This is a genomic window from Geobacillus kaustophilus (genome assembly GCF_000948285.1).
GTDB lineage: Bacteria > Bacillota > Bacilli > Bacillales > Anoxybacillaceae > Geobacillus > Geobacillus thermoleovorans_A.
Genome location: NZ_JYBP01000003.1, coordinates 2,340,535 through 2,364,104 on the forward strand (window position 1 = coordinate 2,340,535; position 23,570 = coordinate 2,364,104).

General features: G+C 44.0%; 21 protein-coding genes and 4 pseudogenes. 15 read left to right on the forward strand and 10 right to left on the reverse strand.

What is annotated here, in order from left to right; translation table 11 throughout:
- Positions 1-139: 139 nt before the first annotated feature.
- Together LG52_RS12060 and LG52_RS12065 are read left to right on the forward strand one after the other, a co-directional pair.
- Positions 140-454 carry a type II toxin-antitoxin system death-on-curing family toxin gene (locus tag LG52_RS12060; protein ID WP_052523793.1) on the forward strand — a complete coding sequence of 105 codons (315 nt, stop codon included), beginning with the start codon at positions 140-142 and terminating at the stop codon, positions 452-454.
- Positions 455-556: 102 nt separating this feature from the next.
- The gene (locus LG52_RS12065) at positions 557-1,420 is read left to right on the forward strand and encodes an SDR family oxidoreductase (RefSeq protein ID WP_044732127.1); all 864 of its coding nucleotides are present in this window, start codon (positions 557-559) and stop codon (positions 1,418-1,420) included.
- Between the two features lie 200 nt (positions 1,421-1,620).
- On the opposite strand, the pseudogene tnpC reads toward LG52_RS12065, so the two are convergent.
- Positions 1,621-3,094: pseudogene (gene tnpC, locus LG52_RS12070) on the reverse strand (IS66 family transposase).
- Positions 3,095-3,788: 694 nt separating this feature from the next.
- Positions 3,789-4,376 (reverse strand): YiiX/YebB-like N1pC/P60 family cysteine hydrolase, encoded by a 588-nt coding sequence (locus tag LG52_RS19845; RefSeq protein WP_075261701.1) that lies wholly within the window; start codon positions 4,374-4,376, stop codon positions 3,789-3,791.
- Positions 4,377-4,654: 278 nt separating this feature from the next.
- Here LG52_RS19845 and LG52_RS21030 point away from each other — a divergent pair.
- The 3 genes and pseudogenes from LG52_RS21030 to LG52_RS12085 all read left to right on the forward strand — a co-directional run.
- Positions 4,655-5,011, forward strand: a pseudogene (locus LG52_RS21030) (transposase); the annotation flags it as partial.
- A 291-nt stretch (positions 5,012-5,302) separates the two neighbouring features.
- Entirely contained in the window at positions 5,303-6,484 is a 1,182-nt protein-coding gene (locus LG52_RS12080; RefSeq protein ID WP_044732129.1) for an IS701 family transposase, read from the forward strand.
- Positions 6,485-6,638: 154 nt separating this feature from the next.
- Positions 6,639-7,055, forward strand: a complete 417-nt coding sequence (locus LG52_RS12085) for an endolytic transglycosylase MltG (protein WP_044732130.1) — start codon at positions 6,639-6,641, stop codon at positions 7,053-7,055.
- 31 nt (positions 7,056-7,086) lie between these two features.
- Here LG52_RS12085 and phoU read toward each other — a convergent pair whose 3' ends face one another.
- The 6 genes from phoU to LG52_RS12115 form a co-directional block, all read right to left on the reverse strand.
- Complete coding sequence (gene phoU, locus LG52_RS12090) at positions 7,087-7,746, reverse strand: phosphate signaling complex protein PhoU (protein WP_044732131.1); 660 nt, start codon at positions 7,744-7,746, stop codon at positions 7,087-7,089.
- A gap of 62 nt (positions 7,747-7,808) precedes the next feature.
- Positions 7,809-8,618: a phosphate ABC transporter ATP-binding protein PstB gene (pstB, locus tag LG52_RS12095; protein ID WP_044732132.1), complete on the reverse strand. Its 810-nt coding sequence runs from the start codon at positions 8,616-8,618 to the stop codon at positions 7,809-7,811.
- A 26-nt stretch (positions 8,619-8,644) separates the two neighbouring features.
- On the reverse strand, positions 8,645-9,526 hold the full coding sequence (gene pstA / locus LG52_RS12100; RefSeq protein ID WP_044732133.1) for a phosphate ABC transporter permease PstA: 882 nt from the start codon (positions 9,524-9,526) through the stop codon (positions 8,645-8,647).
- Between the two features lie 2 nt (positions 9,527-9,528).
- Complete coding sequence (pstC, locus tag LG52_RS12105; protein WP_044732134.1) at positions 9,529-10,479, reverse strand: phosphate ABC transporter permease subunit PstC; 951 nt, start codon at positions 10,477-10,479, stop codon at positions 9,529-9,531.
- Positions 10,480-10,554: 75 nt separating this feature from the next.
- Complete coding sequence (locus LG52_RS12110) at positions 10,555-11,523, reverse strand: PstS family phosphate ABC transporter substrate-binding protein (protein WP_044732135.1); 969 nt, start codon at positions 11,521-11,523, stop codon at positions 10,555-10,557.
- A 422-nt stretch (positions 11,524-11,945) separates the two neighbouring features.
- Positions 11,946-13,295 carry an ISLre2 family transposase gene (locus LG52_RS12115; protein ID WP_044732136.1) on the reverse strand — a complete coding sequence of 450 codons (1,350 nt, stop codon included), beginning with the start codon at positions 13,293-13,295 and terminating at the stop codon, positions 11,946-11,948.
- A 488-nt stretch (positions 13,296-13,783) separates the two neighbouring features.
- Between LG52_RS12115 and LG52_RS12120 the strand changes: the two are divergent.
- A pseudogene (locus LG52_RS12120) lies at positions 13,784-14,745 on the forward strand (IS256 family transposase); the annotation flags it as partial.
- A gap of 313 nt (positions 14,746-15,058) precedes the next feature.
- Here LG52_RS12120 and LG52_RS12125 read toward each other — a convergent pair.
- A complete protein-coding gene (locus LG52_RS12125; RefSeq protein ID WP_044731162.1) occupies positions 15,059-16,195 on the reverse strand; it encodes an IS110-like element ISGka2 family transposase in 1,137 nt (378 codons plus the stop codon).
- 312 nt (positions 16,196-16,507) lie between these two features.
- Between LG52_RS12125 and LG52_RS12130 the strand changes: the two are divergent.
- The 6 genes and pseudogenes from LG52_RS12130 to merA all read left to right on the forward strand — a co-directional run.
- Positions 16,508-16,795: pseudogene (locus LG52_RS12130) on the forward strand (transposase); the annotation flags it as partial.
- A gap of 371 nt (positions 16,796-17,166) precedes the next feature.
- Positions 17,167-17,583: an Hg(II)-responsive transcriptional regulator gene (gene merR, locus LG52_RS12135; RefSeq protein WP_044732138.1), complete on the forward strand. Its 417-nt coding sequence runs from the start codon at positions 17,167-17,169 to the stop codon at positions 17,581-17,583.
- Positions 17,573-17,803, forward strand: a complete 231-nt coding sequence (gene merF / locus LG52_RS19155; RefSeq protein WP_075261677.1) for a mercury resistance system transport protein MerF — start codon at positions 17,573-17,575, stop codon at positions 17,801-17,803. The genes merR and merF overlap by 11 nt, the downstream gene beginning before the upstream one ends.
- Positions 17,804-17,815: 12 nt before the next feature.
- Positions 17,816-18,118, forward strand: coding sequence for a mercuric transport protein MerT (gene merT / locus LG52_RS12140; RefSeq protein WP_044732139.1), 303 nt, complete (start codon positions 17,816-17,818; stop codon positions 18,116-18,118).
- Between the two features lie 16 nt (positions 18,119-18,134).
- Positions 18,135-18,443, forward strand: coding sequence for a heavy-metal-associated domain-containing protein (locus LG52_RS12145; protein WP_044732140.1), 309 nt, complete (start codon positions 18,135-18,137; stop codon positions 18,441-18,443).
- Between the two features lie 15 nt (positions 18,444-18,458).
- Positions 18,459-20,075, forward strand: coding sequence for a mercury(II) reductase (gene merA, locus LG52_RS12150; RefSeq protein ID WP_044732141.1), 1,617 nt, complete (start codon positions 18,459-18,461; stop codon positions 20,073-20,075).
- Between the two features lie 120 nt (positions 20,076-20,195).
- On the opposite strand, the gene LG52_RS12155 is transcribed toward merA, so the two are convergent.
- Positions 20,196-20,549: a DsrE family protein gene (locus LG52_RS12155; RefSeq protein ID WP_035066421.1), complete on the reverse strand. Its 354-nt coding sequence runs from the start codon at positions 20,547-20,549 to the stop codon at positions 20,196-20,198.
- Positions 20,550-20,687: 138 nt separating this feature from the next.
- On the opposite strand from LG52_RS12155, the gene LG52_RS12160 reads away from it, so the two are divergent.
- From LG52_RS12160 to LG52_RS12170, 3 genes are all read left to right on the forward strand, one after another.
- On the forward strand, positions 20,688-21,926 hold the full coding sequence (locus LG52_RS12160; RefSeq protein ID WP_035066423.1) for an ABC transporter substrate-binding protein: 1,239 nt from the start codon (positions 20,688-20,690) through the stop codon (positions 21,924-21,926).
- On the forward strand, positions 21,904-22,770 hold the full coding sequence (locus tag LG52_RS12165) for an ABC transporter permease (RefSeq protein ID WP_035066425.1): 867 nt from the start codon (positions 21,904-21,906) through the stop codon (positions 22,768-22,770). The genes LG52_RS12160 and LG52_RS12165 overlap by 23 nt, the downstream gene beginning before the upstream one ends.
- Positions 22,771-22,898: 128 nt before the next feature.
- Complete coding sequence (locus LG52_RS12170) at positions 22,899-23,561, forward strand: ABC transporter permease (protein ID WP_231584463.1); 663 nt, start codon at positions 22,899-22,901, stop codon at positions 23,559-23,561.
- Positions 23,562-23,570: the final 9 nt, after the last annotated feature.

The window sequence follows — 23,570 nt, forward strand, 5'->3', positions numbered from 1 at the left end:
TGAATTTCCAATTTCGATGATTTTTCACCTTGACATATTACCGCAGGACTTCCTCCTTTGCTAATCATTTTATCTTTACCCAATCAAAAAAGTAAAGATTGTCTAATCGGCAAGAAATGAAAAAACAGAAGAAAAAAACATGTTCCCCAAATTTCCGGAGCTGTTGAACAGCGTGATCAACCGTCCGAAACAAAGCGCTTTCGGACAGGACGCTTATCCAACTCTTTGGCTGAAAGCGGCAGCGTTGTACGCCAGCCTTTGCCAAAACCATCCGTTTCATAACGCCAATAAACGAACAGGGTTTGCCGCCATGAAACAGTTCCTCTGGTTAAACGGTTATCGCTTTGCCGCTTCAGAAAAAGAGGCAGAGGACTATACCGTGAAAGTCGTGAACGATAAACCATCAATTGAAGAAATTGCGATGTGGATTGAAAGATGGGCGGAAAAAAGATGACCAACCATTCATTCATTGTTCATGCCCCATCCCCTCTCTGTACATATTTCCCCTCCTCCGTCCCATACTAACGATGACAATACATGCCAAGGAGGAGCAGACATGGTTACGAAGCAACAAACGACCTTGCCCCCGCAGCACCAAACGCGCCAGCCGGGCCTGCAAACGGAGATGAACCCGCAGCCGATCACCATCAAAGACACGTATCAAGGAAGCGGAAAGCTCGAAAACAGAGTCGCCATCATCAGCGGCGGCGACAGCGGCATCGGCCGGGCGGTCGCTGTTCATTTCGCCAAGGAAGGAACCGATGTGGCGATTGTTTATCTCAATGAACATGAAGACGCCGAAGAAACGAAACGGCTCGTCGAACAGGAAGGAAGACGGTGCTTGGCCATTGCGGGGGACATCGGAGATGAAGCGTTTTGCAAAGAAGCGGTGAAACAGACGATCGAAGCGTTCGGCAAGCTTGACATCGTCGTCAACAACGCCGCTGAACAGCACCCGCAGCCGAACTTTCTCAACATCACCGCCGCACAGCTGGAAAAAACGTTCCGCACGAACGTGTTCAGCTGCTTTTTCTTAACGAAAGCGGCGCTCCCGCACTTAAAAAGCGGAAGCGCCATTATTAACACCGCCTCGATCACCGCTTATGAAGGAAACGAGCAATTGATCGACTACTCGGCGACAAAAGGCGCGATTGTCGCGTTCACCCGCTCGCTCGCCAAAGCGCTCGTCGGCCAAGGCATTCGCGTCAACGGCGTCGCCCCGGGGCCCATTTGGACGCCGCTCATCCCGTCGACATTCAAAAGCGAGCAAGTCGCCACATTCGGCGCCAACACGCCGATGAAACGGCCCGGCCAGCCGAGCGAGGTCGCTCCGTGCTACGTCTTTTTGGCGAGCGATGAATCGTCGTACATGACCGGGCAAATGCTTCATGTCGACGGAGGAGAGTTCGTCAGCGGATGACGGCAACGGCCGCTCTGAAACGGGCGGCCGTTGCCGTTCATTCTTTTTGCCAAAATCGCGTTATCTTTCCTCACAAATTTGTAGAATCATTGTAAAAAACCGGTACGATCTATATAAGTTGAAATGTATCCATTCAGCCCAATATTCGTGAGATTTTCAGAATCCAGCACCCATAGGGCATTTCCCGTATCGAAAATGCCCTAGGAGGAATGGAGAATCGTTTGGAGAGACTCCCCACTTAGAAGTCGTTGCAACGATTCCCAAACCGGCTTTCCGTGTTTTGGCAGGGTAGAAATGACGCTGCGCATGACACAGAAAGCCTCGGCATCGTCTTCCTGACGAAACGTTCCGGAAATTTTTTGTTTGACTTTCACCATCCGCAAATCGCGCTCGGCTTGGTTGTGGTCAAACGGTACTTCTTTCTTTCGCAGGAAGAGAAGCGCTTCTTGCTTACGCTTTTCTAGACGCTGGATGAAATTCTGCGCGTTGCGGGCGCCTTCCTGCTTGCCTTGTCGGCAACGCTCCTCGAGTTCTCGGCGACCATTCGCTAGAAGCTCGTCGTACACGGCTTCCCAATACCGGACGTCCTCTTCCGGTAGAGCTCCGCCCGCGTTCTCCACCGCCTGTTTCATCTCTAACAGCGCTTCGGTCATCTCTTTCGACCATGAATGGCCGTAAAGTTCTGTATATGCCCGAAGCTCCCGGAGATGATGGGCGTGGCAAAGCGCATGGCTCGCCTCTGTGTACATCGGGTACACCGAATACGCATCGTGCACCATCGTTCCTTTGTACCGTGGCAAGATCCCGATGTCGTCCGTCGCTTTCTTTCCACGAGAGCGATGAAGTCCGTATCGGGTGACCTTGGCAGTGGAAGCCACGTGCACCCATTGGTTCTTTCCGTTCACACGCAGGCTCGTTTCATCGACGTGCAACGTCTTGGAAGCGAGCAGCGCCGCGTCGATCTCTTTGATCGCTGCTTCTACCACAGGCAGCCACCGTCTCGTCATGTTCACGACTGTGCCTGCACTTATCGAATGATCCACTAGCGCTTTGACCATCTCCGTGACACGCTCGTACGGGATCAACTGCGCATGATTCCAGTATAAAACAAGGGAAGTGATGGCTGGACCGTACTGGACATGATTTGTGACATAAAAAGGGAACTCCGCCTGCTGGACGAGATGACATTCCGGACACCCCTTTACTTCCCGTTCGTGTTGAGTCACTTCCATGCGAACCACGGGAAGGTCGAACACTTGGCGAATGTCTACTTGAAGCGGAGCAACATGTTCTAGAGAGTGACCACATCCTTTGCATTGGGTTACGCGGTGAAGGACTCGGTGGTCATGGTACTTGGCGGAGCGTCGTTCCTCGGTGCCCCGGCTGCCCTCCCGGCTGTTTCTGCGACGGTTGGCGAGAAGGAGATTTCGCCACAAACCGGTCAGAAGACGGCGGCAAATGGCTATGGGTGCTGTTTTTTTTCGTACAGGCTTCTAATTCTGCAATACGTGCTTTCCATTGTTGGGTTTCTTGTCGAAGCCGTTGGTTTTCTTGACGTAGTTGCTCGTTTTCTCGAACGAGTTTTTCAATCGTTTGTGCTTGGCGCTCGATTTTTGCGACCATGCTTTCGAGTGTAAAAACGGCTTGTTGGAAATCAAAAACAACGGTTGCCATCCTTTTCACCTCCCTTGTCTTGGATGGTGCTAGTATAGACAAGGGGAACAGAAATAAACCCGATCTCGTAAACTTTTTCTATGTAATGGCTGAATAGTTACTAGTTACTGCCTCCCACATACAGGCTTTCTTTATATTTACCTTATAGAGCGGAACAAGCAGACGAATAGCGGAATCACGTGAACAAGCAGCGAAAGACCGATAAACGTTGTGGGAATCCCGAGGTTGTAAAGATACCGAATGCTTTCATTCTTCTCAATCAGCCAATATCCAAGCCCGACAGAAACGGTAGACATGCAAAGAAAACTAAAGAGGATTTGTCGAATCGATCGGCAAGTGACCGTCAGGCAAACAATGACCAACAAATAGAGAATCCAAAAGACATGATCCGGATATTCGCCCCTTTTCATGTTTATGCTTTGATAATAGTTAATCAGGAATAATGACGGAGAAAAGAACAAGGTAAACAGTATAAACTTTATTCTCTTGATCATAAAGATTCTCCTCTGTCAAATTAACCCTTGGAATAGCTGCAATTTAGCAATCCATTCTGAATCCCCGTAATAACGGATCAGAGGGGACCATGACACTTTCGGCTACGATTCATGGCAAAATGCTTCTGCCACAGTATACGTCATAACCTGTTTACAACCGTTGAGTTTCGGACATAAACATTCAAATGAGGCTTGTTCGTTCACCAATTAATACTCCCCATTAAATTAAATCCATGCATACATGTAAAATCATAAGGTGTAATAATAGATGTAGCAGGCTGCCAAGTAAACCCAGCCGAACAAGGCTTGCCAATCACTCCTGCTCCATAATAATAAGATTGCCAAACCAGTTCTGAACAATAAGAATACGTTTGATCATATAGATTCGGAGTAATTCTGTACGTAATGTCTTTTAATCTTCCTATTCCAAATACATCGTAGGCATATGCACCTGCTTTTGCCGCTTTATCAGAATCATAATACCTATAAATTTGAGTTGAAGGATATCTGCTAAACCACTCTCCAATAGATATAATTTCCCTTTTGCTTCCCGCTATTCCTTTCCCAGGCATATGTACAACATTCCCCCGACTAGTTATAATCCCTACATGTCCAGTAAAACCATTAGCAGAAGTACTTTTCGTTATTAAAACATCTCCTGCTTTGTATTGAAATCCTGGTTCCGGAACAGGAACAATGTTAACAGGAACAGATTCTATAGCTAAAACAGACTCTACCAAGTGAAATAACAATATGATGGCTACAAATAAGCTGATGGCTTTTTTCATAACAACCCCTCCCCAAAATGGTTGATATCCCCAAAAGTTTATTCTCCACACTCACGGTTTTTCCTTGAGTTTCAACGGTCGGAAGAAAAAAGCTTGCCACCCCCATTGTTTGCGGCCATCATTGAGGTAACCACACACTCAACAGCCAAAACAAAGAAGGAGTGACAAGCTTGTTACCTCCATTATTAGCCTATTTGCTCGAAATCATCAAGACACAACATCCAATCACTGTCTATTGACTTGGGGCCTTATTAGGAAAATCCTTACGCTGCAAAGACATAGATGAACCGGTTCGAAAACCGTACCGGAAACTCCAGGTCGATGACCTTCCGATCATCGATGTCCCAGAAACACTTGACTACCAGCAGCTTTTAGCCGACTACGAAGCCCGGCACGGCCGTCCGTTGCCGCCGATCCAACGCCGGGCCCACGCTAAACACCGTGTCCCGGATTCGTTGACGTGTCCCCGTTGCCAGGCGCCGTCATCCTATCTGTACGCCAACAATGGCGGGAACGGGCAATACCCATGCAAAGTGTGCCAGTGCCGGTTCAACCACCGGAACCGGTTTGCTAAGCAAGTGGTCTTTCGTTGCCCACACTGTAAAAAGACGCTGGAAAAAATCAAGGAACGCAAAGGGATGCCTCACGATGCTCCATGGGATGGCCTGTGTGGAGTTTTCATCAAACTTTTGATGCTACCTTCTCAATCGTTCAACAAGTGCATGTTATGGTAAACCAACTACACTATATATTTACAATTAAAATTTTACTGGAAATTAAAAAAAAAAAAGGGGCTTTATTACCATCTGTAGATGAGCAAAATCACTAACATAAATTTACATTAAGACAAAAAAAGAAGACATGAACCCGATTCCTTGGTTAGAATAGATGTGTCATCAAACCATTCACAAGGAGGTTCATGTCTCATGAATAGATTCGCACATCATCAAGGAATCCACAAGTTTTTCACGACGCTGGGGTTGGCTCTTTATTTTTCAAAACCTGTCCTAAAGCATCTTGTTCATATCGTGGATGCGATGATCACGAAAGGCTTTTCGGGAACACTGACCGATCTCCATCATGGGAGTTTTCACCCGAATCATCGCACGACACTGAGCCATTTTTTCACGAAAAGCCCTTGGGAGGAAGAAACGCTGCTTCGCAAACTCCAGCAGTGGATCCTTCGTTGTGTCGAACGCATCGCCAAACAGGAGAATCAACCCCTGTTTGTTTCGATCGATGATACGATTTGCCAAAAAACGAAGCCTTCGCCACGGGCAACAAACGCCATTCAAGCGTGTGATTGGCACGATTCTCATACAGAGAAAAAGTCGATCGGGGGACATTCTCTCGTTTGGCTTATGGTTCATACTGCAACCCAGGCGTTTCCCTTTGCGTTCCGCCTCTACGACAAGGCGGCTGGGAAAAGCAAAGGAGAACTCGCGATCAAGATGCTTTCTTCGTTGGATGTACGCCGTCCCGTTTATGTGCTGATGGACTCTTGGCATCCATCGAAAGCGCTCGTGGAAGCTTGTCTAAAGAGAGGATTCCACGTGATCGCGATGCTCAAGACCAATCGTCTTCTTTATCCAAAAGGCATTGCGGTTCAGGTGAAGGAGTTTGCCCACTACATCGAACCGAACGACACCCATCTCGTCACGGTGGGAGAAGAGCGCTATCGCGTCTATCGCTGCGAAGGAGCGCTCAACGGTCTCGATGATGCGGTGGTGCTGCTGGTTTGGAAAGCCGATCAACCGATGACACCCGAACATCTTCACTGCGTCTTGAGCACGGATCGAGAGCTAAGCGACGAAGACATCTTGCGTTACTACGCCGAGCGTTGGTCGATCGAATGCTTTTTTCGACAAGCGAAAGATCAGCTGAAACTCGATGGATACCGCGTTCACGGGCGTCGGGCGGTGAAACGGTATTGGATCTTGGTGCAGCTGACTTACGTGTACAGTATGTTCGAGTCCAACCAAGATTTCTCTGCTGGTCTTGATCTTCTCCGAACGAGGAAAGGGCATCGTCTCGTGGAGTTTATTTACCATGCAGCAAAACAAGATATTCCCATTGATGCCGTGAAAAAACAGCTCCATGTGGCATAAGGGGTACCCTGTTCGCCTCTTTTTACATGGTAATTATTGTTATAAAAATTGCTCAACTACAGTTATATAAACAAGGCTGGACAAAAGAGCAAATTGCTCGCAAACTCAACATGCCGATCGATGAGGTGAATATAATGATCGCGAGGAATGGACGATGAAAAGGACGACACGTGCCTTTGCAGCTGGGATATTGTTTGCTACAACGATATTAGGGATCGTTTATTATACGAATCATAAACAACTACAACACAACAAAATAAGCGAAAAACAATATGAACAGCTCGTTGCTGAACGAAATGAACTAGCGAATGCACTCGAAAAATTAAAAAAAGAAACGAAAAAAACGACACCGTCGCAAAAACAAACATACATTTATACGTTAACCATCGCTAAAGGGGAAGCAAGCCGCGACATTGCGAAACGTCTACAACAAGCGCATATTATTGATGACGCCCAATCATTTTTAACATATTTGGATGCACATGAATTAACGCGCGCGGTACGCCCCGGAACATACGTCATAACAAGCGACATGACATACGAGCAAATCGCACAAAAAATAACGAAATAAGGATGTCCACCGTGGACATCCTTATTTTGCTTTAATCGTTTAAGTCGTAATGTTTTCCTTTTACTAAGTAAAAGACGTTTTCTGCAATGTTTGTTGCATGGTCTGCAATGCGCTCAATGTAACGGGCTGTAAACGAGAGCTGAGTAATTTGCGACATCGCATCTGGATGTGCTTTTGTGCGCTCAAGCAGCTCCCGAATCGTTTCCCCGTACAGACGATCGACTTCATCATCCATATCAGCCACTTTTTTCGCAGCAACAACATCTTCTTCATAATACGCTTTTAACGTTAATGAAAGCATATTTACCGCAATGTCGTGCATTTTTTCTAGCTTGTTTAACGGGATGACAAACGGCTGTTCACCGATGCGAATAGCAGATTTCGCAATATTGACAGCAAAATCCGCCATACGCTCAACATCTGTGGCAATTTTAATGGCGACAATAATGCGGCGCAAATCAATGGCAACCGGCTGTTGTTTCGCAATTAATAAAATGGCAAAATCGTTAATTTCCTCATCAAGCAAATCAATTTTTGTGTCGTTTTCAAGCACTTGTAATGCTAAATCGTTATTTTTTGTTTTTAACGCTTCAAACGACTGAGTTAATGCAATTTCTGCAAGACTTCCGAGCTGTAATAGTTGATCGCGCAACATTTGTAAATCTTCATCAAATTTTTCACGTACAGCCATATTCACTCCCCCTTTTATTTTGAAAAAATCGTGCGAGCACGCCCGCACGATTTTTTATCCGATTATCCAAATCGACCTGTAATGTAATCTTCTGTTCGTTTATCGTCTGGATTCGAGAATAGTTTGTCTGTGTCGCTATACTCGATCACTTCACCGTTTAAGAAGAAGGCCGTTTTATCAGAAATACGAGCAGCTTGTTGCATGTTATGTGTGACGATAATAATACTATAGTTTTTCTTTAATTCTTGCACAAGCTCTTCTACTTTTAATGTTGAAATAGGGTCAAGCGCCGATGTTGGCTCATCCATTAAAATGACATCTGGCTCAATCGCTAAACAGCGGGCGATGCATAAACGTTGCTGTTGTCCACCCGATAATCCGTATGCGTTCGTATGCAAGCGGTCTTTTACTTCATCCCAAATCGCTGCACCGCGCAAACTTTTTTCAACAATTTCATCTAAAATTTTCTTATCGCGAATACCATGAATACGTGGACCGTATGCCACATTATCATAAATTGATTTCGGGAACGGATTCGGCTTTTGGAATACCATTCCAACTTGCGTACGCAATTCTTCTACACGATATGATTTATCAAAAATGTTGCGACCGCGATACGTAATTTCTCCAGATGTACGCACGCTCGGCACGAGTTCAATCATTCGGTTTAACGTTTTAATATACGTTGATTTTCCACAGCCTGACGGACCGATAATCGCGGTCACTTCATTTTCGTAAATATCTAAGTCAATATTTTTTAACGCATGATGTTCGCCGTACCATAAATTTAAGTTTTTCGTCCGATACACAACATGTTTTTCGCTTCGTTCTTCAGCTTGTTTTTTACGTTCTTTCACAACTGTTAATTCCATTAATAAGTTCCCCTTTCAACGCGCAATTAATAACGTTTTTGAAACTTGTTGCGAATGAAAATGGCAATCGAGTTCATAAAGATTAACACAACGAGCAAGACGACGATTCCAGCTGCCGCTACGTTTTGGAAATCTGCTTGCGGACGCGACGTCCAGTTATAAATTTGCATCGGCATAACTGTAAATGTATCGAGAATGCCACGTGGCAAATATGCTAAAAACGTCGGGATCCCTAAAACGACAAGCGGCGCTGTTTCACCGATCGCACGAGATAAAGCTAAAATGCTACCTGTTAAAATACCAGGGATCGCTGCTGGAAGAACGATGCGATAAATCGTTTGCCATTTCGTTGCTCCCATACCATATGATGCTTCGCGCAATTGATTCGGCACGGCACGAAGCGCCTCTTGTGCCGCAACGACAATGACAGGAAGAACAAGCAAACTCATCGTTAAACCAGCCGCCAAAATGCTACGACCTAAATTCAATTCACGAACGAAAAGTGTTAAACCGAGCAACCCGAATACAATTGATGGAACACCTGCTAAGTTTGAGATATTCGTTTGAATAAAATCTGTAAAACGATTTTTTTTCGCATATTCCTCTAAGTAAATCGCTGTTCCAACCCCAAGAATGAGCGAAACAGGAGCAACGATGACCATCAACCATAACGAACCGACTAACCCCGCTTTTATCCCTGCATTTTCTGGACGGCGGGACGGGAAGTTATTTAAAAAGTCCATGTTTAGCCAGCCAATTGCTTGAGTGAATATCCGATATAGAAGAACGACGAGAACAATAAGTCCAAACAACGTCGCTAAGAAAAATAAAAATTTTAATACGTTATTTCTCAATAGACGACCGTTCATATGTTGAACGACACGTTGTTTATCAATTAACTTTTCCATGATTAATACTCCTCCCTAAAGCGACGAGAAATGTATTGCGCGAGTAAGTTCATGGCTAATGTAAATACAAACAGCGTCATACCGACTGCATAAATGCTGTAATACACCGTTGTACCGTATCCGGCATCTCCTGTTGTGACTTGAACAATGTATGCTGTTAACGTTTGAATCGATTTCGTTACATCAAACGTAAAGACTGGAGATGAACCACCCGCTACCGCTACAATCATCGTCTCACCGACAGCACGAGAAATGGCAAGCATAAACGATGCCGCAATACCTGACGTCGCTGCAGGAAGGACGACCTTTAATGCAACTTCTAGCTTCGTTGAACCGAGACCAAGCGCTCCTTCACGAATAGAGTTTGGCACAGAACTCATCGCATCTTCAGATAAAGAAGCAACCATCGGAATAATCATAATCCCCATGACAATCCCTGGGCTTAACGCGTTAAAAATTCCTAAATTCGGAATGATTTTTTGTAAAAGAGGTGTAACAAACGTTAATGCGAAAAATCCGTACACAATCGTCGGAATTCCCGCCAACACTTCTAATATCGGTTTTAATACTTTTCTTGCTTTTTCAGACGCATACTCACTCAAGTAAATCGCTGAAGCTAAACCGATTGGAATTGCAACAACCATGGCAATTGCCGTCGTTAAAAGCGTTCCCGTTACAAGCGGAGCGACACCGAACGAGCCTGTTTTTCCATCCCATGGAAGCCACTCTTTGCTTGTTAAAAATTCAACGATCGATACTCGCTCAAAGAAAATAAACGTTTCAAATAACAACGTAAATAAAATACCGATTGTCGTCAAAATTGAAATGGTCGCTGTCAATAATAACAACTTTGGCATTAACCATTCAACAAATTGTTGTCCGCTTTGCTTTTTCTTATTTTCTTTAATCATGTCACGGACGGAATACGAACGATTCCCATCTGTCATAGCCATAATATGAAAACCCCTTTACAAATTCATGGCAAGATGAGAAGCGACTGTGGCGTCGCTTCTCATCTTTACGCGTCGTTATTTTAATCCTTCAAGCTTTTTCAATTGCTCGTCATATTTTTCTTGCGGAAGTGCGACATAACCTACTTCTTCAGCAAACTCCGCACCGTTCTCTAATAAAAACTTCGCGAAATCATACACTTGTGCTTTTTCTTTTAGTGATTTTACGTTTACATACGTAAATAATGGACGAGAAAGTGGTGCATATTCACCGCTTTGGATCGTTTCGTGCGTTGGCTCAACAGGACCGTTTCCACCATCAATTGGCACAGCTTTCAATTTATCTTTATTTTCAATATAGTATGCAAATCCGAAGTAGCCGAGAGCATTTTTATCTCCTGCAATCCCTTGAACAAGCACGTTATCGTCTTCAGATAATTGCGCTGTTTTATTTAACGGTTGTCCATCTAAAATCACTTCATCGAAGTAGTCGAACGTACCAGAGTCGTGTCCCGGTGAGAACAATTTAATTTCTTCATTTGGCCATTCTGGACGAATGTCTGACCATTTCACTTTGTCATCACCGTTTACTGCACCTGATGTAAAAATTTTCTTTAACTCATCAACTGTTAAATAATCAACCCAGTCGTTATCTTTATTCACTAAAACAGAAAGACCATCGAATGCAATTTGCAGCTCTTCAAATTGAACGCCATTTTGCTCAGCCGCTTTCTTTTCTTCATCTTTAATTGGACGAGAAGCGTTTGAAAAATCCGTTTCGCCTTTTGTAAACTTTTCAAATCCACCGCCTGTTCCGGACAAACCAACAGATACTTTTACATCTGGTTGTTCACCCGCATACGCTTCAGCGGCAGCTTCTAAAATTGGGTAAACTGTTGATGAGCCATCAACAATTACGTTTCCGCTCAATTTTTCTGCACTGCCTTCCGCATTTTCGCCACCTTGTTCAGCGCCGCCACATGCTGTTGTGAATGCTAATACAGCGCTTGTTACACCTGCGAGTGCAAACCATTTGTTTTTCTTCATCGTTTGATTTCCCCCTGCTTTTTCAATGAATTTTGTCCCACGAGTTATAGAATAATGGAAAGGTATTAAATTCGTTTTAAACGAATGTTAAGCTTTTGTAAATTCGCTTTCTTTTATCTTTCCATTGTTTGTTCCTCATTATTCAACGGTTCAGTAGGAGATGGTTCACCAAATTGACGCTCTCTTTTCAACTCAAAATACGCGTCTAAAATTTTTCTTCCGATATAGTTATTGATCGGATAATGGTTTCTCGGATTTTGATATACCCACGGCACAACGACAGCAAACGCCAGTTTGAGTCAAGAGTTTGTGGGAGATTTTTTATCAACCGATTTTATTGGTTATATATGGTTTTTTTAACTTGTTTCATGTAAGCGCTTTTATCCACTCTCACCCTGTAGGTATGTGCCTATTTCTGTGTTTTAAAAACCTTTCAATGCTTGTAATGCCTCATAAATCGGCGTTCCTGAAGACTGACGGAAATATGGGATATTGCCTCGGATCACTTCTTTCACTCGAGATGGGATGCGTTTCATGGCCTTTTGCACGATCGTTTCTCGTTTCATCTCTTCTCCTTCTTCTACATGGCATATCACTCCTCGGCGCGTACGAATCGGCAACGTATCTTTGATCGCTACTATGGCTCGCAACATCGCATCAATTCCTGCATCCCTCCAACTTCGACCGTTTTTGCTTCGCTTCGCAAACACATGCATGGTTCCTTCCGCACTCCCCATCGCTCTCATGTTCGTCGTCTCGATCCCTTTTTCCTGCAGCCATATGCGATAGTCGCGCAAACATCCAGGCAGCTCTTCGATCCGACGAACCAATGCCTGCAATTGCCGTTCTTTTTCTTCGTCTCCCAGTGTGCCTACAGCACTCGTCAGCTCTCGAAGCAACCCTTCTTCATCTTGTGAAGCTAGTGCTTTCCGTATCGCCCGATATCTTGGATGATGACGAAACCATTGTCGAATGTCCCTTGCCACGTGGAACCGATCCAATTGAAAATATCCCCTCTTGCCAAAATAATCACGACAAGCCGTGATCCATGGCGCGCCATCTCCATTGATGACAACCCAATCTTCTAGGGGGTCATATCCATATTCTTTGATTAAGAAGTTCTCTACGGCTTCCCAAATCGGTTCATTCGTTTGATGAACATAGTAGCGTCGGTTCACCAAAGACACTCGTTTGCCGTGTTTCTCCCATCCTTGGTGAATCGTCACGATTTTCTCTTCTTTTCCTTTGACGCGGCTTCGTTGCCGTTTGATGTATAGTCCGTCTGCTTCAATGAAAAACACCCGCCCTTTTTTCTCCATCTCTCGGTGTTCAACGACTTCTGCCTCGACAATCAACTGGCGAATCGTTTCATGGCTCATACATGCATATCCCACGAGTTTTTCTAGGGACTGGGCAGCTTGTCGATACGAGGAGCCTGTCACCGCGAGATGAATCGCTGTTTCTTCTAACCATGGACTGACTCCATGTGCTCCATCAAACTGAAGAAAGGCATCCAACAAACAGACATATTTCTGTTTTTCTCGATCAAAATAGTAATTCCGTTTGACTTCCACTTCCCCAAACATCGTCTGCATCCGTATGATCCGCTTATCTTTGAGCGCGTATCGTTTTTTATCTCGTTTTTCCGCCAATGTGCGATCGATCTCCTCCAACAGCTGTTGAAGCAGTTGACCGTATTCTTTTTGCATATGCCGAAACAAAGACTGTTCAATGTCTTTCAATGTGACTCCATCTGTGATATAATCCTGCATGGGCTCTACTCCTTTCTTTGGTTGTTTTTCACACTTATTACCTTACAGGAGGAGAGCCCATTTTTCATCTATTTTGCCTACACATGTGGCAGGTTCCTGATTTGTATAAATGAGGAACCTGCCTTCTTTTCTCCCACAAATATTTTACTCATACTTTTACACCATCCTTGTAACGTAACGAGCTCGCCGATTGCATAGTGGTAAAATAAAAATCCATAGCCCCTTCCGCTATGGATCCATTCCACAAAACTTCAGGAAAATTTTCACTCTCGTATCTCCAATAAGGACGATAGTTGCTTGTTCCATCCTCTCAAAGTTTTGCGCTATTTTCTACTACACCGTAACGGCTAACTCCATATCATGCACCTTGTCTCGAGTTAAGTCCATATAATTGTGTAAAAAGGGAAATAGAAAAAGAGCCATGTTGCTTCCCCTTTGATAGAATAAACAGTGGACCAAAAACACCAAACATAAGGAGGAATGCAACCATGGCTCAATATCATATTACCCTAAATGATGGACTTTTGCACGGGTTATTCACCAGAGATGAGGGATTAGCAAAGCTGCTGGAACAAGTCCTGAATCAAATCCTCGAGGCCCAAGTGGAAGAACAGCTGGGGGCTCGTCGTTATGAACGAACGGAAGAACGAAAAGGCTATCGAAATGGTTCATATCCACGCCAGCTGACAACCCGGGTGGGGCGATTGACCTTGCGCGTTCCACGAACAAGAGATGGAGAGTTCTCTACGAAACTGTTCCAACGGTATCAACGGAGCGAACAAGCACTGGTGCTGCCACTCATGGAAATGGTGGCAAACGGGGTGTCTACCCGAAAATCACCCAAATCACAGAGGAGTTGTGCGGCACCTCGTTTTCCAAATCCACAGTTTCCTCGCTGTGCAAGGGGCTGGATCCAATTATCCAAAACTGGAATCATCGTTCCTTGCATGAACACGTGTATCCGTTTGTACTGGTGGATGCGATTTATACGAAAGTCCGGGAAGATGGACGGGTGCGCTCCAGAGCCGTGTTGATCGCCACGGGAGTGAATGAGGAAGGATATCGGGAAATTCTTGGTCTGCAAATCGGAAACAGTGAATCGGAGTCCAGCTGGAGCGAGTTTTTTGAGTGGCTGAAACATCGGGGGCTCCGGGGAGTGGACTTGATCATCTCGGATCAGCACGGCGGGCTGGTGCAAGCCATTGAAAAGCATTTCCAAGGAGCGACATGGCAGCGATGCCAAACACATGTTATTCGCAATATCCTTGATGCCGCACCAAAGTATAGGCAGGATGCCTTGCTTGAGGAGATTCGGGGGATTCTTCATGCCCCAAACAAGCAAACGGCCCGGCTGTTATTGGAACAAGTGCTGGCCAAATGGGAAGAAAAAGCCCCAAAAGCCATGCAAATCCTCGAAGAGGGATTCGAAGACGCCACCGCCTGTTTATTGCAAAATAAAAATGCAGAGATCTGCAGAGAATTTGGCTTAGGCCAACTTGACATGGAGTGGGGGGCGTGATAGCCTTTTTAGGCATAGCCAGCCCTTGATATTGCTGGCTTCCTGGCTTTTTAATCACGCCCCCAGAGGCTCCATGTCAAGTTGTCATTCTCTGCACTTTTCCGTGAAAATCCCCACCACTTGGTGAGTGCGGTATACGCTCCTGATCCGTGCGGGTATACTGAAAATGGCCAAAAAAGGCAATAGGAAAGCAGAGGTGCCCGATTTTAGGCATCTCGTATAACCTGTCTGCCTTTTGGCTAGACTAAATAAGTTGTGGTTGGCGGAACGGCTCTTTGCGGGAGATCATGCAAAAGATGATCACCAACATCCGCCGAGCAATGGCGATGAGGGCTTTTTTCTTCCCGCACCGGGCCGCCAACGACCAAAACTTTCGGGACAAGGGATGCGTCTTAGATCGAGCTGCTGACCATGCCGCCTCGCATAACGCCGATCGGAGATGGGGATTGCCTTTTGTCGTGCGCGTGCTCTTTCGCTTTCCGGCGCTTTCATGGTTGCCGGGGGACAAACCCGTCCATGAAGCCGCCCGTTCCGGCGTTTCAAAGACGCTCATGTCGGTTCCCATCTCCGCGATGATGACGGCGGCGGTTTGTTTTTTCACTCCGGGCATGGTCATCAGCAATTCGACTTCCTCACGATACGGCTCGAGCAGGCGGTCGATGTGCTGGTCGACTTCTTCGATGAACCGCTCCAATTCCTCAACGTGTTTCCACAAGAGGCGAAGGAGACGGAGCTCGTGTTCGGTCAAGGTGCCCAGCAGCGAATCGTACACCGCTTGCTTTTTCTTTTTGAGCCTTCCGCGCAGGCATTGATCCAGCTCGTCCTTGTCCACGTATCCCTTCTCCAGCAGCCGGGCAAGGATGTCTTTTCCGGAAACGCCGAAGAGATCGGAGAGGACCGAGCCGAGTTTGACATTGGAAGACTCGAGCACTTTTTGAATCCGGTTTTTCTCCGAACTCAACTGTCCGACCCACTTTTTGCGGAGGCGGGTAAAATCCCGCAATTCGCGAATATCCGCGGGGGGGACGAAACTTTTTTCAACGAGTCCATGGCGGAGCAGCTTGGCGATCCACTCGGCGTCAGAGACATCGGTTTTTCTTCCCGGGACATTTTTGATCCGTTGCGGATTGGCCAGTGTCAAGTCGACATAGCCCTCGAGGAAGGCGAAGACCGGTTTCCAATACACGCCGGTGGATTCCATGGCGACATGGGTGACGCCATGTTCTTCGAGCCACTCCAGCAGGTCGCCAAGTCCCTTCGAGAACGTGGAGAAGGTTTGAATGTCCTTTTGAATGTGTCCATCTTCTTCCCATAGCGCACAGGCGACGATGGTTTCGGCATGAACATCCAATCCTGCGCAGCGAGGATAGATGACATCCATGATGAAAATCCTCCTGTTCGATGATCGAGTGCGCAAACAGCGAATCCACGGGAGAAATGCGGCAGTTTTCCGTTCGTCGTCACCTTTCCTCCGCATCGGGAAAGGGCGGACAATGGGTGGTGCACCCAGTGGATTCGAACGCTTTTCCGTACAGGGTCCAAGCCACCATTAAGTATAACGTCCTATTGAACTGTTTGCGCCTACTCTTCATTATGGGAAGAAAAGGGGGATTTTCATGCCCGGGTGGAGGGCAAAACGTTGCCCATGGAACTTTTCCTTGCAAAACTCTGTATTTTTTCTTTGCAGAAAACAACCGCCGTATTGGACGATCCGGACCGTTACCGGCGGCGCCTGCGTACGACCAACGGAGTGGAACGGCTGAACGAAGAAATTCGCCGCAGAGAACGGGTCATCCGCATCTTTCCGAACCGGGAATCGGTGTATCGCCTCGTTGGCGCCGTGTTGATCGAAATCGATGAAAAATGGATGTCAGGGCGCAAATACTTGGATATGTCTGAATATTGGCAGTGGCGGAAAACGAAAGAGCAAGAAGCTCGACCGGTGAATCAGGAGGCTCCGGCGATCAAGAGAGTGGGATAACCTCTTCGCCGTGTCAAGGGAGAACGTGGAATACCGGAGCGAAGCGAGGATATGCCGCGAAAGCTCCTTGACACGCCTGTTCCTTGACAACATGATCATTGGTCCGGGAAGGCGACCGGCAGGGAGACTTGCCGGACTTGCCTACTATACGTCAAGTCATCAGGTCCATGTTGTCTATCAAAGGGGAATTTACACAATAATTTGGACTTGACCCATCACAACCCCTTTATAATGATAGAACAACACAATCGAATATATGTTCTTGTTTTTAATTATCGTCAATTCACAATTCGTTGTCAATAGTAGAATTTTTTTACTCCCTTGACTATGTACTATAGTACAAGGTTTATAATTGAATTGGAGGTGATTCAATGTATCGGATTAGCGAACTAGCAAAACGGTGTGGAGTGAATAAAGAAACGATCCGCTATTATGAAAAGCGGCAGCTACTCCCACTACCTACAAGAACAGAAGCGGGATATCGTTTATATTCCGATGCAGACGCAAAGCGCGTCCAATTCATTAAACGTCTGCAACAACTAGGGTTTTCGCTGACGGAAATTCATCAGCTGCTCGGCGTTGTCGATCAAGACACGGAAAGATGCAAAAACATGTATGAATTTGTGTCAAAAAAAGTGGACGAGGTGAAAAGGCAAATTGAAGACTTACAGCGAGTCGTATGTGTGCTGCAGGACTTACAAAAGCGGTGTCCAGATGAAAAAACATTGTATGAATGTCCGATTATTGAAACGTTGGTTCATGAGAAAGGAGATTGTTATGAATCGTAAAAAGACGTTTATCGTAGGAATTGTTGGAACAGTAGTTACTTTATTATGTTGTGCTACCCCTATCTTAGTCATTTTGCTGGGGGCAGTTGGATTAGGTGCCATCACTGGCTATTTAGATTATGTTTTGCTGCCGGCGTTAGTTGTTTTTCTTATGCTCGCTTTTTATTCTTACCATCAGTCAAAAAAATCTTCATCCAAGAACGACTCGTGTTGCTCGTAACAGGTGATAACTATGAAAGAAAAAATTTCACAGCTGGCAACGTTATTTTCTGCCTTTGTGATGGCTGGTTGTTGTTTAGGCCCATTGATTTTCATTCCTCTCGGGTTAACAGGCTTAGCTGGTGGATTAGCCATTTACGCTTTAAAATATCAAACGATGTTAATGATTGTTACGATCGTTTTACTTGCATACTCTTTTTATCTTGTTTATGGACGGGAATGCAAAAAGAAAAGTTCTGTTGCTAGCTTGTGGATGACAACAGTGGCTGTATTAGGAATGTTTCTGTATACGCTCATTGAAAAAGGGTATCTATAAGAAAGGGGGATCTCGTATGACATATAAAAAGACAATATTTAGTGTTTTTTTCGCGTTGCTACTTTTTCTTTCAGCGTGCAACAATACAAAAAATGCAGCTACTACCAGTAGCGACCAATCTGTTTCTTTTACAGTAACAAAGATGTATTGCACCAGTTGCCCGTTTGTAGTGGAGAATGCTATCAAAAGTGTTGACGGTGTACATAATGTCACCGTGAAATCAATTGGAACCGAGGGGAGAGTTACCGTTTTTTTTGACGATACAAAGACCGATGTGAAAACGATAAAAAAATCTGTCTTAGAGTTAGGATATGGAATAAAATAAAGGAGAGTGTTCAACATGAAAACATATAAAGTCCGTGTAGACGGAATGACGTGTACAGGTTGTGAAGCTCACGTTGCTGCAGCTCTTAAGCAACTTGGCGCAACATCTATTGATGTTAGTTTTCGCCGTGGTGAAGCGGTGTTTGAACTTCCTCATGCCAACGTTGAAACGGCAAAACAAGCCATAACGGCGGCTGGTTATGAGCCGACAGAAGCGGAGGAAATCGAAGCAACAAGAGAAACATATGACTACATCATTATCGGCTCTGGTGCTGCCGCTTTTGCGTCGGCAATTGAGGCAAGAAAATACGGGGCAAAAGTTGCCATGATTGAACGGGGAACGATAGGAGGAACATGCGTTAATATCGGCTGTGTACCTTCGAAAACGTTGCTTCGGGCAGGAGAAATAAACTACCTTGCGAAAAATCATCCGTTTCTTGGGTTGCATACATCTGCCGGAACGGTCGATTTATCTGCACTAATCGAACAAAAAAATGAATTGGTACAAAACCTACGTCAAGCGAAATATATCAATCTCATCGACGAATATGGATTTACGCTTATTCAAGGAGAAGCGGTATTCTTAGACGAAACGACAGTAGAAGTCAACGGGAAAAAATTATCAGCTAACCGCTTCCTTATTGCCACAGGCGCTGCTCCGGCAATTCCTAATATTCCTGGGCTTGCGGATGTTGAGTACGTCACAAGTACGACGCTACTCGAACGAAAGGAAGTACCTAAACGATTGGCGGTCATCGGTTCTGGTTATATTGGCATCGAACTCGGGCAACTGTTTCATCATCTCGGTTCTGACGTCACATTGATGCAACGAAGCCCTCGGCTATTAAAAACATACGACCAAGAAATTTCAGAAGCGATAACAAAAGCGCTCACTACTCAAGGCGTCCGCCTCCTCACAGGAGTGGCCTTTGAACGCATTGAACAAGACGGAAACGTGAAAAAAATATATGTAGAAATCGACGGGAAAAAACAGGTGATTGAAGCGGATGAGTTGCTCGTTGCTACTGGAAGAACACCGAATACGGCAACATTGCGTTTAGAAGCGGCTGGGGTGACAACAGGTTCGCGTGGCGAAATTATTGTTAATGACTATTTACAAACAACGAATCCGCGCATTTATGCGGCAGGTGATGTCACACTTGGTCCGCAATTTGTCTATGTCGCCGCATACGAAGGAGCGATTGCCGCAGCGAACGCTGTTGGCGGACAACAGAAAAAAATTCAGCTTGAAACAATCCCAGCGGTTACGTTTAGTTCTCCCGTAGTCGCAATCGTCGGACTAACGGAACAGCAAGCAAAAGAAAAAGGATACGAAGTAAAAACATCTGTTTTGCCGTTAGAAGCTGTCCCGAGAGCCATTGTCAATCATGAAACAGTCGGTGTCTTTAAATTAGTCGCCGATGCAAAAACAGGGAAATTGCTTGGAGCTCACGTTGTCGCAGAACATGCAGGGGAAATCATTTATGCAGCGACACTCGCCATTAAATTCGGCTTAACGATAAACGACCTCCGTGAAACGCTCGCTCCGTATTTAACGATGGCAGAAGGACTAAAGCTCGCGGCATTAACGTTTGACCAAGATGTCGGAAAGTTATCTTGTTGTGCGGGATAAAAACTGGCTCGCTTATCTTCTTGCGTAAATAAAAAGGGGTGCCAAAGAAAAAATGAGGCACCCTTTCTTTTGAACTATATTCGTTTTTCCACGGAGAAGACTACCTGCTGCTTACACAATTTATAAAATGATGAGTTGATATCCTTGATCGATGAATGAAGAGATGCTTGGATGACCATTTTTCTCGCCTAGTGAATTAAATCCAGATTTCTCTACGTCTTCCGCAACCCCAAACGCGCCAGCACAATATTCACATACTCCTTCAATAACATCTAACTGTTTTACTGTTTTGTATAACGGGTAGTATTTATTTTCTGGCTCCTCGAATTTTCTAATCCAAACAGTACCTGCCCCATCAAACACTACCTTCACTTCATGTCCCGCTTCCTTTAGCTCTTGGGCATAAAGTAAAGCGTGCAACGCCTTTGCTAATTCACTTTCATTAGCATGAACAAAAATAGCTACTTTCTTCATTTTGTGACCTCCTCGATTTCATTTACATTATTAAATATACTGAAACAATCACAGGATATCTGTAAGCTGTATTACAGAAATATTTACTTAAATCTCGTATGCTGATGAAGCAAACAAAAGAAATGAGGAGGACAAAATGTGAAACAGTTATTTGCTCTTCTTTTATCTATTTTTATCTTTTTAAGTGCATGTAGTACAAAAGAATTATCATCTGCATCCGAAGCGAAATTACTGGATAAGAAATGGGGACAAATTGAACAAGAAGCAAAAAACACAAAGGTACGAATATTTATGTGGGGAGGAGATGAAGGAATTAATCATTATATGGATGAATGGGTAGCCCCAAAACTAAAAAAACAATATGGAATTACACTTGAACGAATTCCAATGGATACACACGAATTTTTACAAAAATTACTAAACGAAAAGAAAGCAGAGAAAGAGAAAGGAACAATCGATATCATTTGGATTAATGGAGAAAACTTTAAAAATGCCAAAGAGAATGATTTACTATTTGGTCCTATCACGAACAAACTTCCTAATTTCCAAAAATATATAGACGCTCACAGTTTAAATATACAATATGATTTCGGTACAGCTGTAGACGGATTAGAAGCACCATGGGGAAAGGTTCAATTTGTATTTTTGTATGACGCAAATAAAATATCTCAGCCGCCTAGAACATTTGCTGAGTTAAAGCATTGGATAAAAGAGCACCCTGGAAAATTCACTTACCCTGAGCCAACGGACTTTACAGGAAATGCATTTTTACGTCACCTCCTTTACGAGTCAGTAGGCGGATCTGAAAAATTACTAGAACGAGGGTATGATCCACAATTTGTAAAAAATAAAGCAGAGAAAATGTGGACATATTTAAATGAAATCAAACCGTATTTGTGGCATAGGGGAGAAACGTATCCGAATTCTTTAACAGAACTTGATCGTCTATATAGTCAAGGAGAAGTATGGATGACAATGGGGTACAATGAAGCTCGAGCAGAAAGTCTAATAAAAAACGGAATATTTCCAAAATCTACTCGTTCTTTTGTGTTTGAATCTGGATCAATCGGTAATACACATTTTTTAGCTATTCCTTTTAACAGTCCAAATAAAGCCGGTGCGATGGTAACCATTAACTTTCTTCTATCCCCTAAAGCACAGTTAGAAAAGTTTCGTCCAACATATTGGGGAGAAGGCATGTCATTAGATCCGAGCAAGTTATCTGAACAAGACCAACAAGCATTAAACGAAATCAATCGTGGGAAATCAGTATTACCAACAGATATCTTAAAAAAGCACTTACTTCCAGAAGTAGATCCGCGTTACGTGGGATGGCTGAAGGAGAATTGGCTCCATGAAATTGTTCGGAAAAAGTAATTTGTTGTTTCTTCTTCCACCATTTATTTTAACAATTGCACTCGTTGGATACGGAGTGATCATGGCTATCTCAGAAAGTATACACAAGAACGAACAATTGACTTTCCAATATTATGTCGACGTATTCGCAAACGATATCTTTATTGCATCGCTGAATTATAGCCTTTCGATTGCTTTTGTATCCACCTTTTTTTCTATATTCATTGGTTTATTGATTACAAGATGGCTTTATCGTTGTTGGAAAAACGATTTTCTGAAAATTGTATACTGGATTCCAATGTTATTTCCTCATTTTGTTTGGGGATATATGATGGTGTTATTGTTTTCACAAACTGGATGGTTTTCTTCACTTGTATACAATATAGGTATCATTCATAAACCGAATGAATTTCCAGTCATCATAAATGATTCTCATGGAATTGGAATAATAATTACGTACGTTTTAAAAGAAACGCCTTTCGTTATACTCATGCTTCTTCCAGCCTATCATCAACTGAATCACCAGTTATCCTCCGTCGTGAGGACACTTGGTGGAAAAGAATGGGATGTATTTAAAACGGTGGAGTGGCCATGGATTATGCCGATTCTGTTCGAAACGAGCATCATCGTTTTTTCATTTATTTTATCTGCTTATGAAGTACCATATTTACTTGGCACGACGTATCCAAAAATGATTTCTCTCCTTGTTTACGAATGGTTTTTTGAAGGGGATTGGAGTAATCGTCCGAAAGCGTTCGCTGCTATGTTGAGTGTAACGATGTTTATTTTCTCTATTATGATGGCATATACTTCCCTCTTAATAAAGAAGCGATATCACATGATGAAAGGGAATGGAAAAGTGTGATTAGAAAGAGGAACAATCTCATTTTCTTTTTTTCTACTTTATTTCTAGTCATACCCGTTATCTTATTAGCATTAAAGAGTTTCTCTTTTTCTTGGAGATACGGGGATCTATATCCAAAAATATGGAGTTTGAACGGGTGGAAAATTTTATTAAAAGAACCACGGATATGGCAAGCCATTCAATCTTCATGGTTAATCGGTATTACCGTCGTTTTATTGAATTTATTAATTGCTATACCTGCCGGGAGAACCATTGCTTTTCATTCTTTCAGAGGAAAATGGTTTTTTGAGTTACTATTCACACTTCCGATCTTGATTCCAAGCTTAGCTGTAGTTATGGGACTTCATCTAACAATGATTCGACTAGGGCTCACTGACCATTGGATGGGCGTTGTCATCGTTCACTTACTTCCATCTGTTCCATATACAATTAAAATATTTCATTCTTCTTTTGAACGAATCGGACCGCATTTGGAAGACCAAGCTGTTTCACTCGGTAGTAGCAAATGGTACAGTTTTTATTCGATTTACCTACCGCTTCTTGTACCAAGTATAAGAAGCACTGTGTTTCTTGTTTTCGTTATTTCTCTTAGTCAATACGTATTGACGGCAATAATTGGTGGTGGAAATGTTGTGACAATTGCAACTCTTTATTTTCCATTTTTATCAACAGTAAAGGAATCGGTTATCTCAAGCTTTTCGCTTATTTTTGCCATTTTGCCGCTGACTGTACTTCTCTTATTTGAGTTTCTGATTCAAATTTTTATTCCTTATCGAAAACAGAATGGTTGAGGTGTGTAT

Bases quoted from the DNA above. Each gene is read 5' to 3' on its own strand.
- LG52_RS12125 (WP_044731162.1), bottom strand. From the start codon at position 16,195: ATGGATGTCATCTATCCTCGCTGCGCAGGATTGGATGTTCATGCCGAA.
- merA (WP_044732141.1), top strand. From the start codon at position 18,459: ATGAAAACATATAAAGTCCGTGTAGACGGAATGACGTGTACAGGTTGT.
- phoU (WP_044732131.1), bottom strand. From the start codon at position 7,746: ATGGCTGTACGTGAAAAATTTGATGAAGATTTACAAATGTTGCGCGAT.
- pstB (WP_044732132.1), bottom strand. From the start codon at position 8,618: ATGGAATTAACAGTTGTGAAAGAACGTAAAAAACAAGCTGAAGAACGA.
- pstA (WP_044732133.1), bottom strand. From the start codon at position 9,526: ATGGAAAAGTTAATTGATAAACAACGTGTCGTTCAACATATGAACGGT.
- merT (WP_044732139.1), top strand. From the start codon at position 17,816: ATGAAAGAAAAAATTTCACAGCTGGCAACGTTATTTTCTGCCTTTGTG.
- merR (WP_044732138.1), top strand. From the start codon at position 17,167: ATGTATCGGATTAGCGAACTAGCAAAACGGTGTGGAGTGAATAAAGAA.
- LG52_RS12080 (WP_044732129.1), top strand. From the start codon at position 5,303: ATGAATAGATTCGCACATCATCAAGGAATCCACAAGTTTTTCACGACG.
- merF (WP_075261677.1), top strand. From the start codon at position 17,573: ATGAATCGTAAAAAGACGTTTATCGTAGGAATTGTTGGAACAGTAGTT.
- LG52_RS12165 (WP_035066425.1), top strand. From the start codon at position 21,904: ATGAAATTGTTCGGAAAAAGTAATTTGTTGTTTCTTCTTCCACCATTT.
- LG52_RS12110 (WP_044732135.1), bottom strand. From the start codon at position 11,523: ATGAAGAAAAACAAATGGTTTGCACTCGCAGGTGTAACAAGCGCTGTA.
- LG52_RS12065 (WP_044732127.1), top strand. From the start codon at position 557: ATGGTTACGAAGCAACAAACGACCTTGCCCCCGCAGCACCAAACGCGC.
- LG52_RS19845 (WP_075261701.1), bottom strand. From the start codon at position 4,376: ATGAAAAAAGCCATCAGCTTATTTGTAGCCATCATATTGTTATTTCAC.
- LG52_RS12060 (WP_052523793.1), top strand. From the start codon at position 140: ATGTTCCCCAAATTTCCGGAGCTGTTGAACAGCGTGATCAACCGTCCG.
- LG52_RS12085 (WP_044732130.1), top strand. From the start codon at position 6,639: ATGAAAAGGACGACACGTGCCTTTGCAGCTGGGATATTGTTTGCTACA.
- LG52_RS12145 (WP_044732140.1), top strand. From the start codon at position 18,135: ATGACATATAAAAAGACAATATTTAGTGTTTTTTTCGCGTTGCTACTT.
- LG52_RS12155 (WP_035066421.1), bottom strand. From the start codon at position 20,549: ATGAAGAAAGTAGCTATTTTTGTTCATGCTAATGAAAGTGAATTAGCA.
- LG52_RS12115 (WP_044732136.1), bottom strand. From the start codon at position 13,295: ATGCAGGATTATATCACAGATGGAGTCACATTGAAAGACATTGAACAG.
- pstC (WP_044732134.1), bottom strand. From the start codon at position 10,479: ATGGCTATGACAGATGGGAATCGTTCGTATTCCGTCCGTGACATGATT.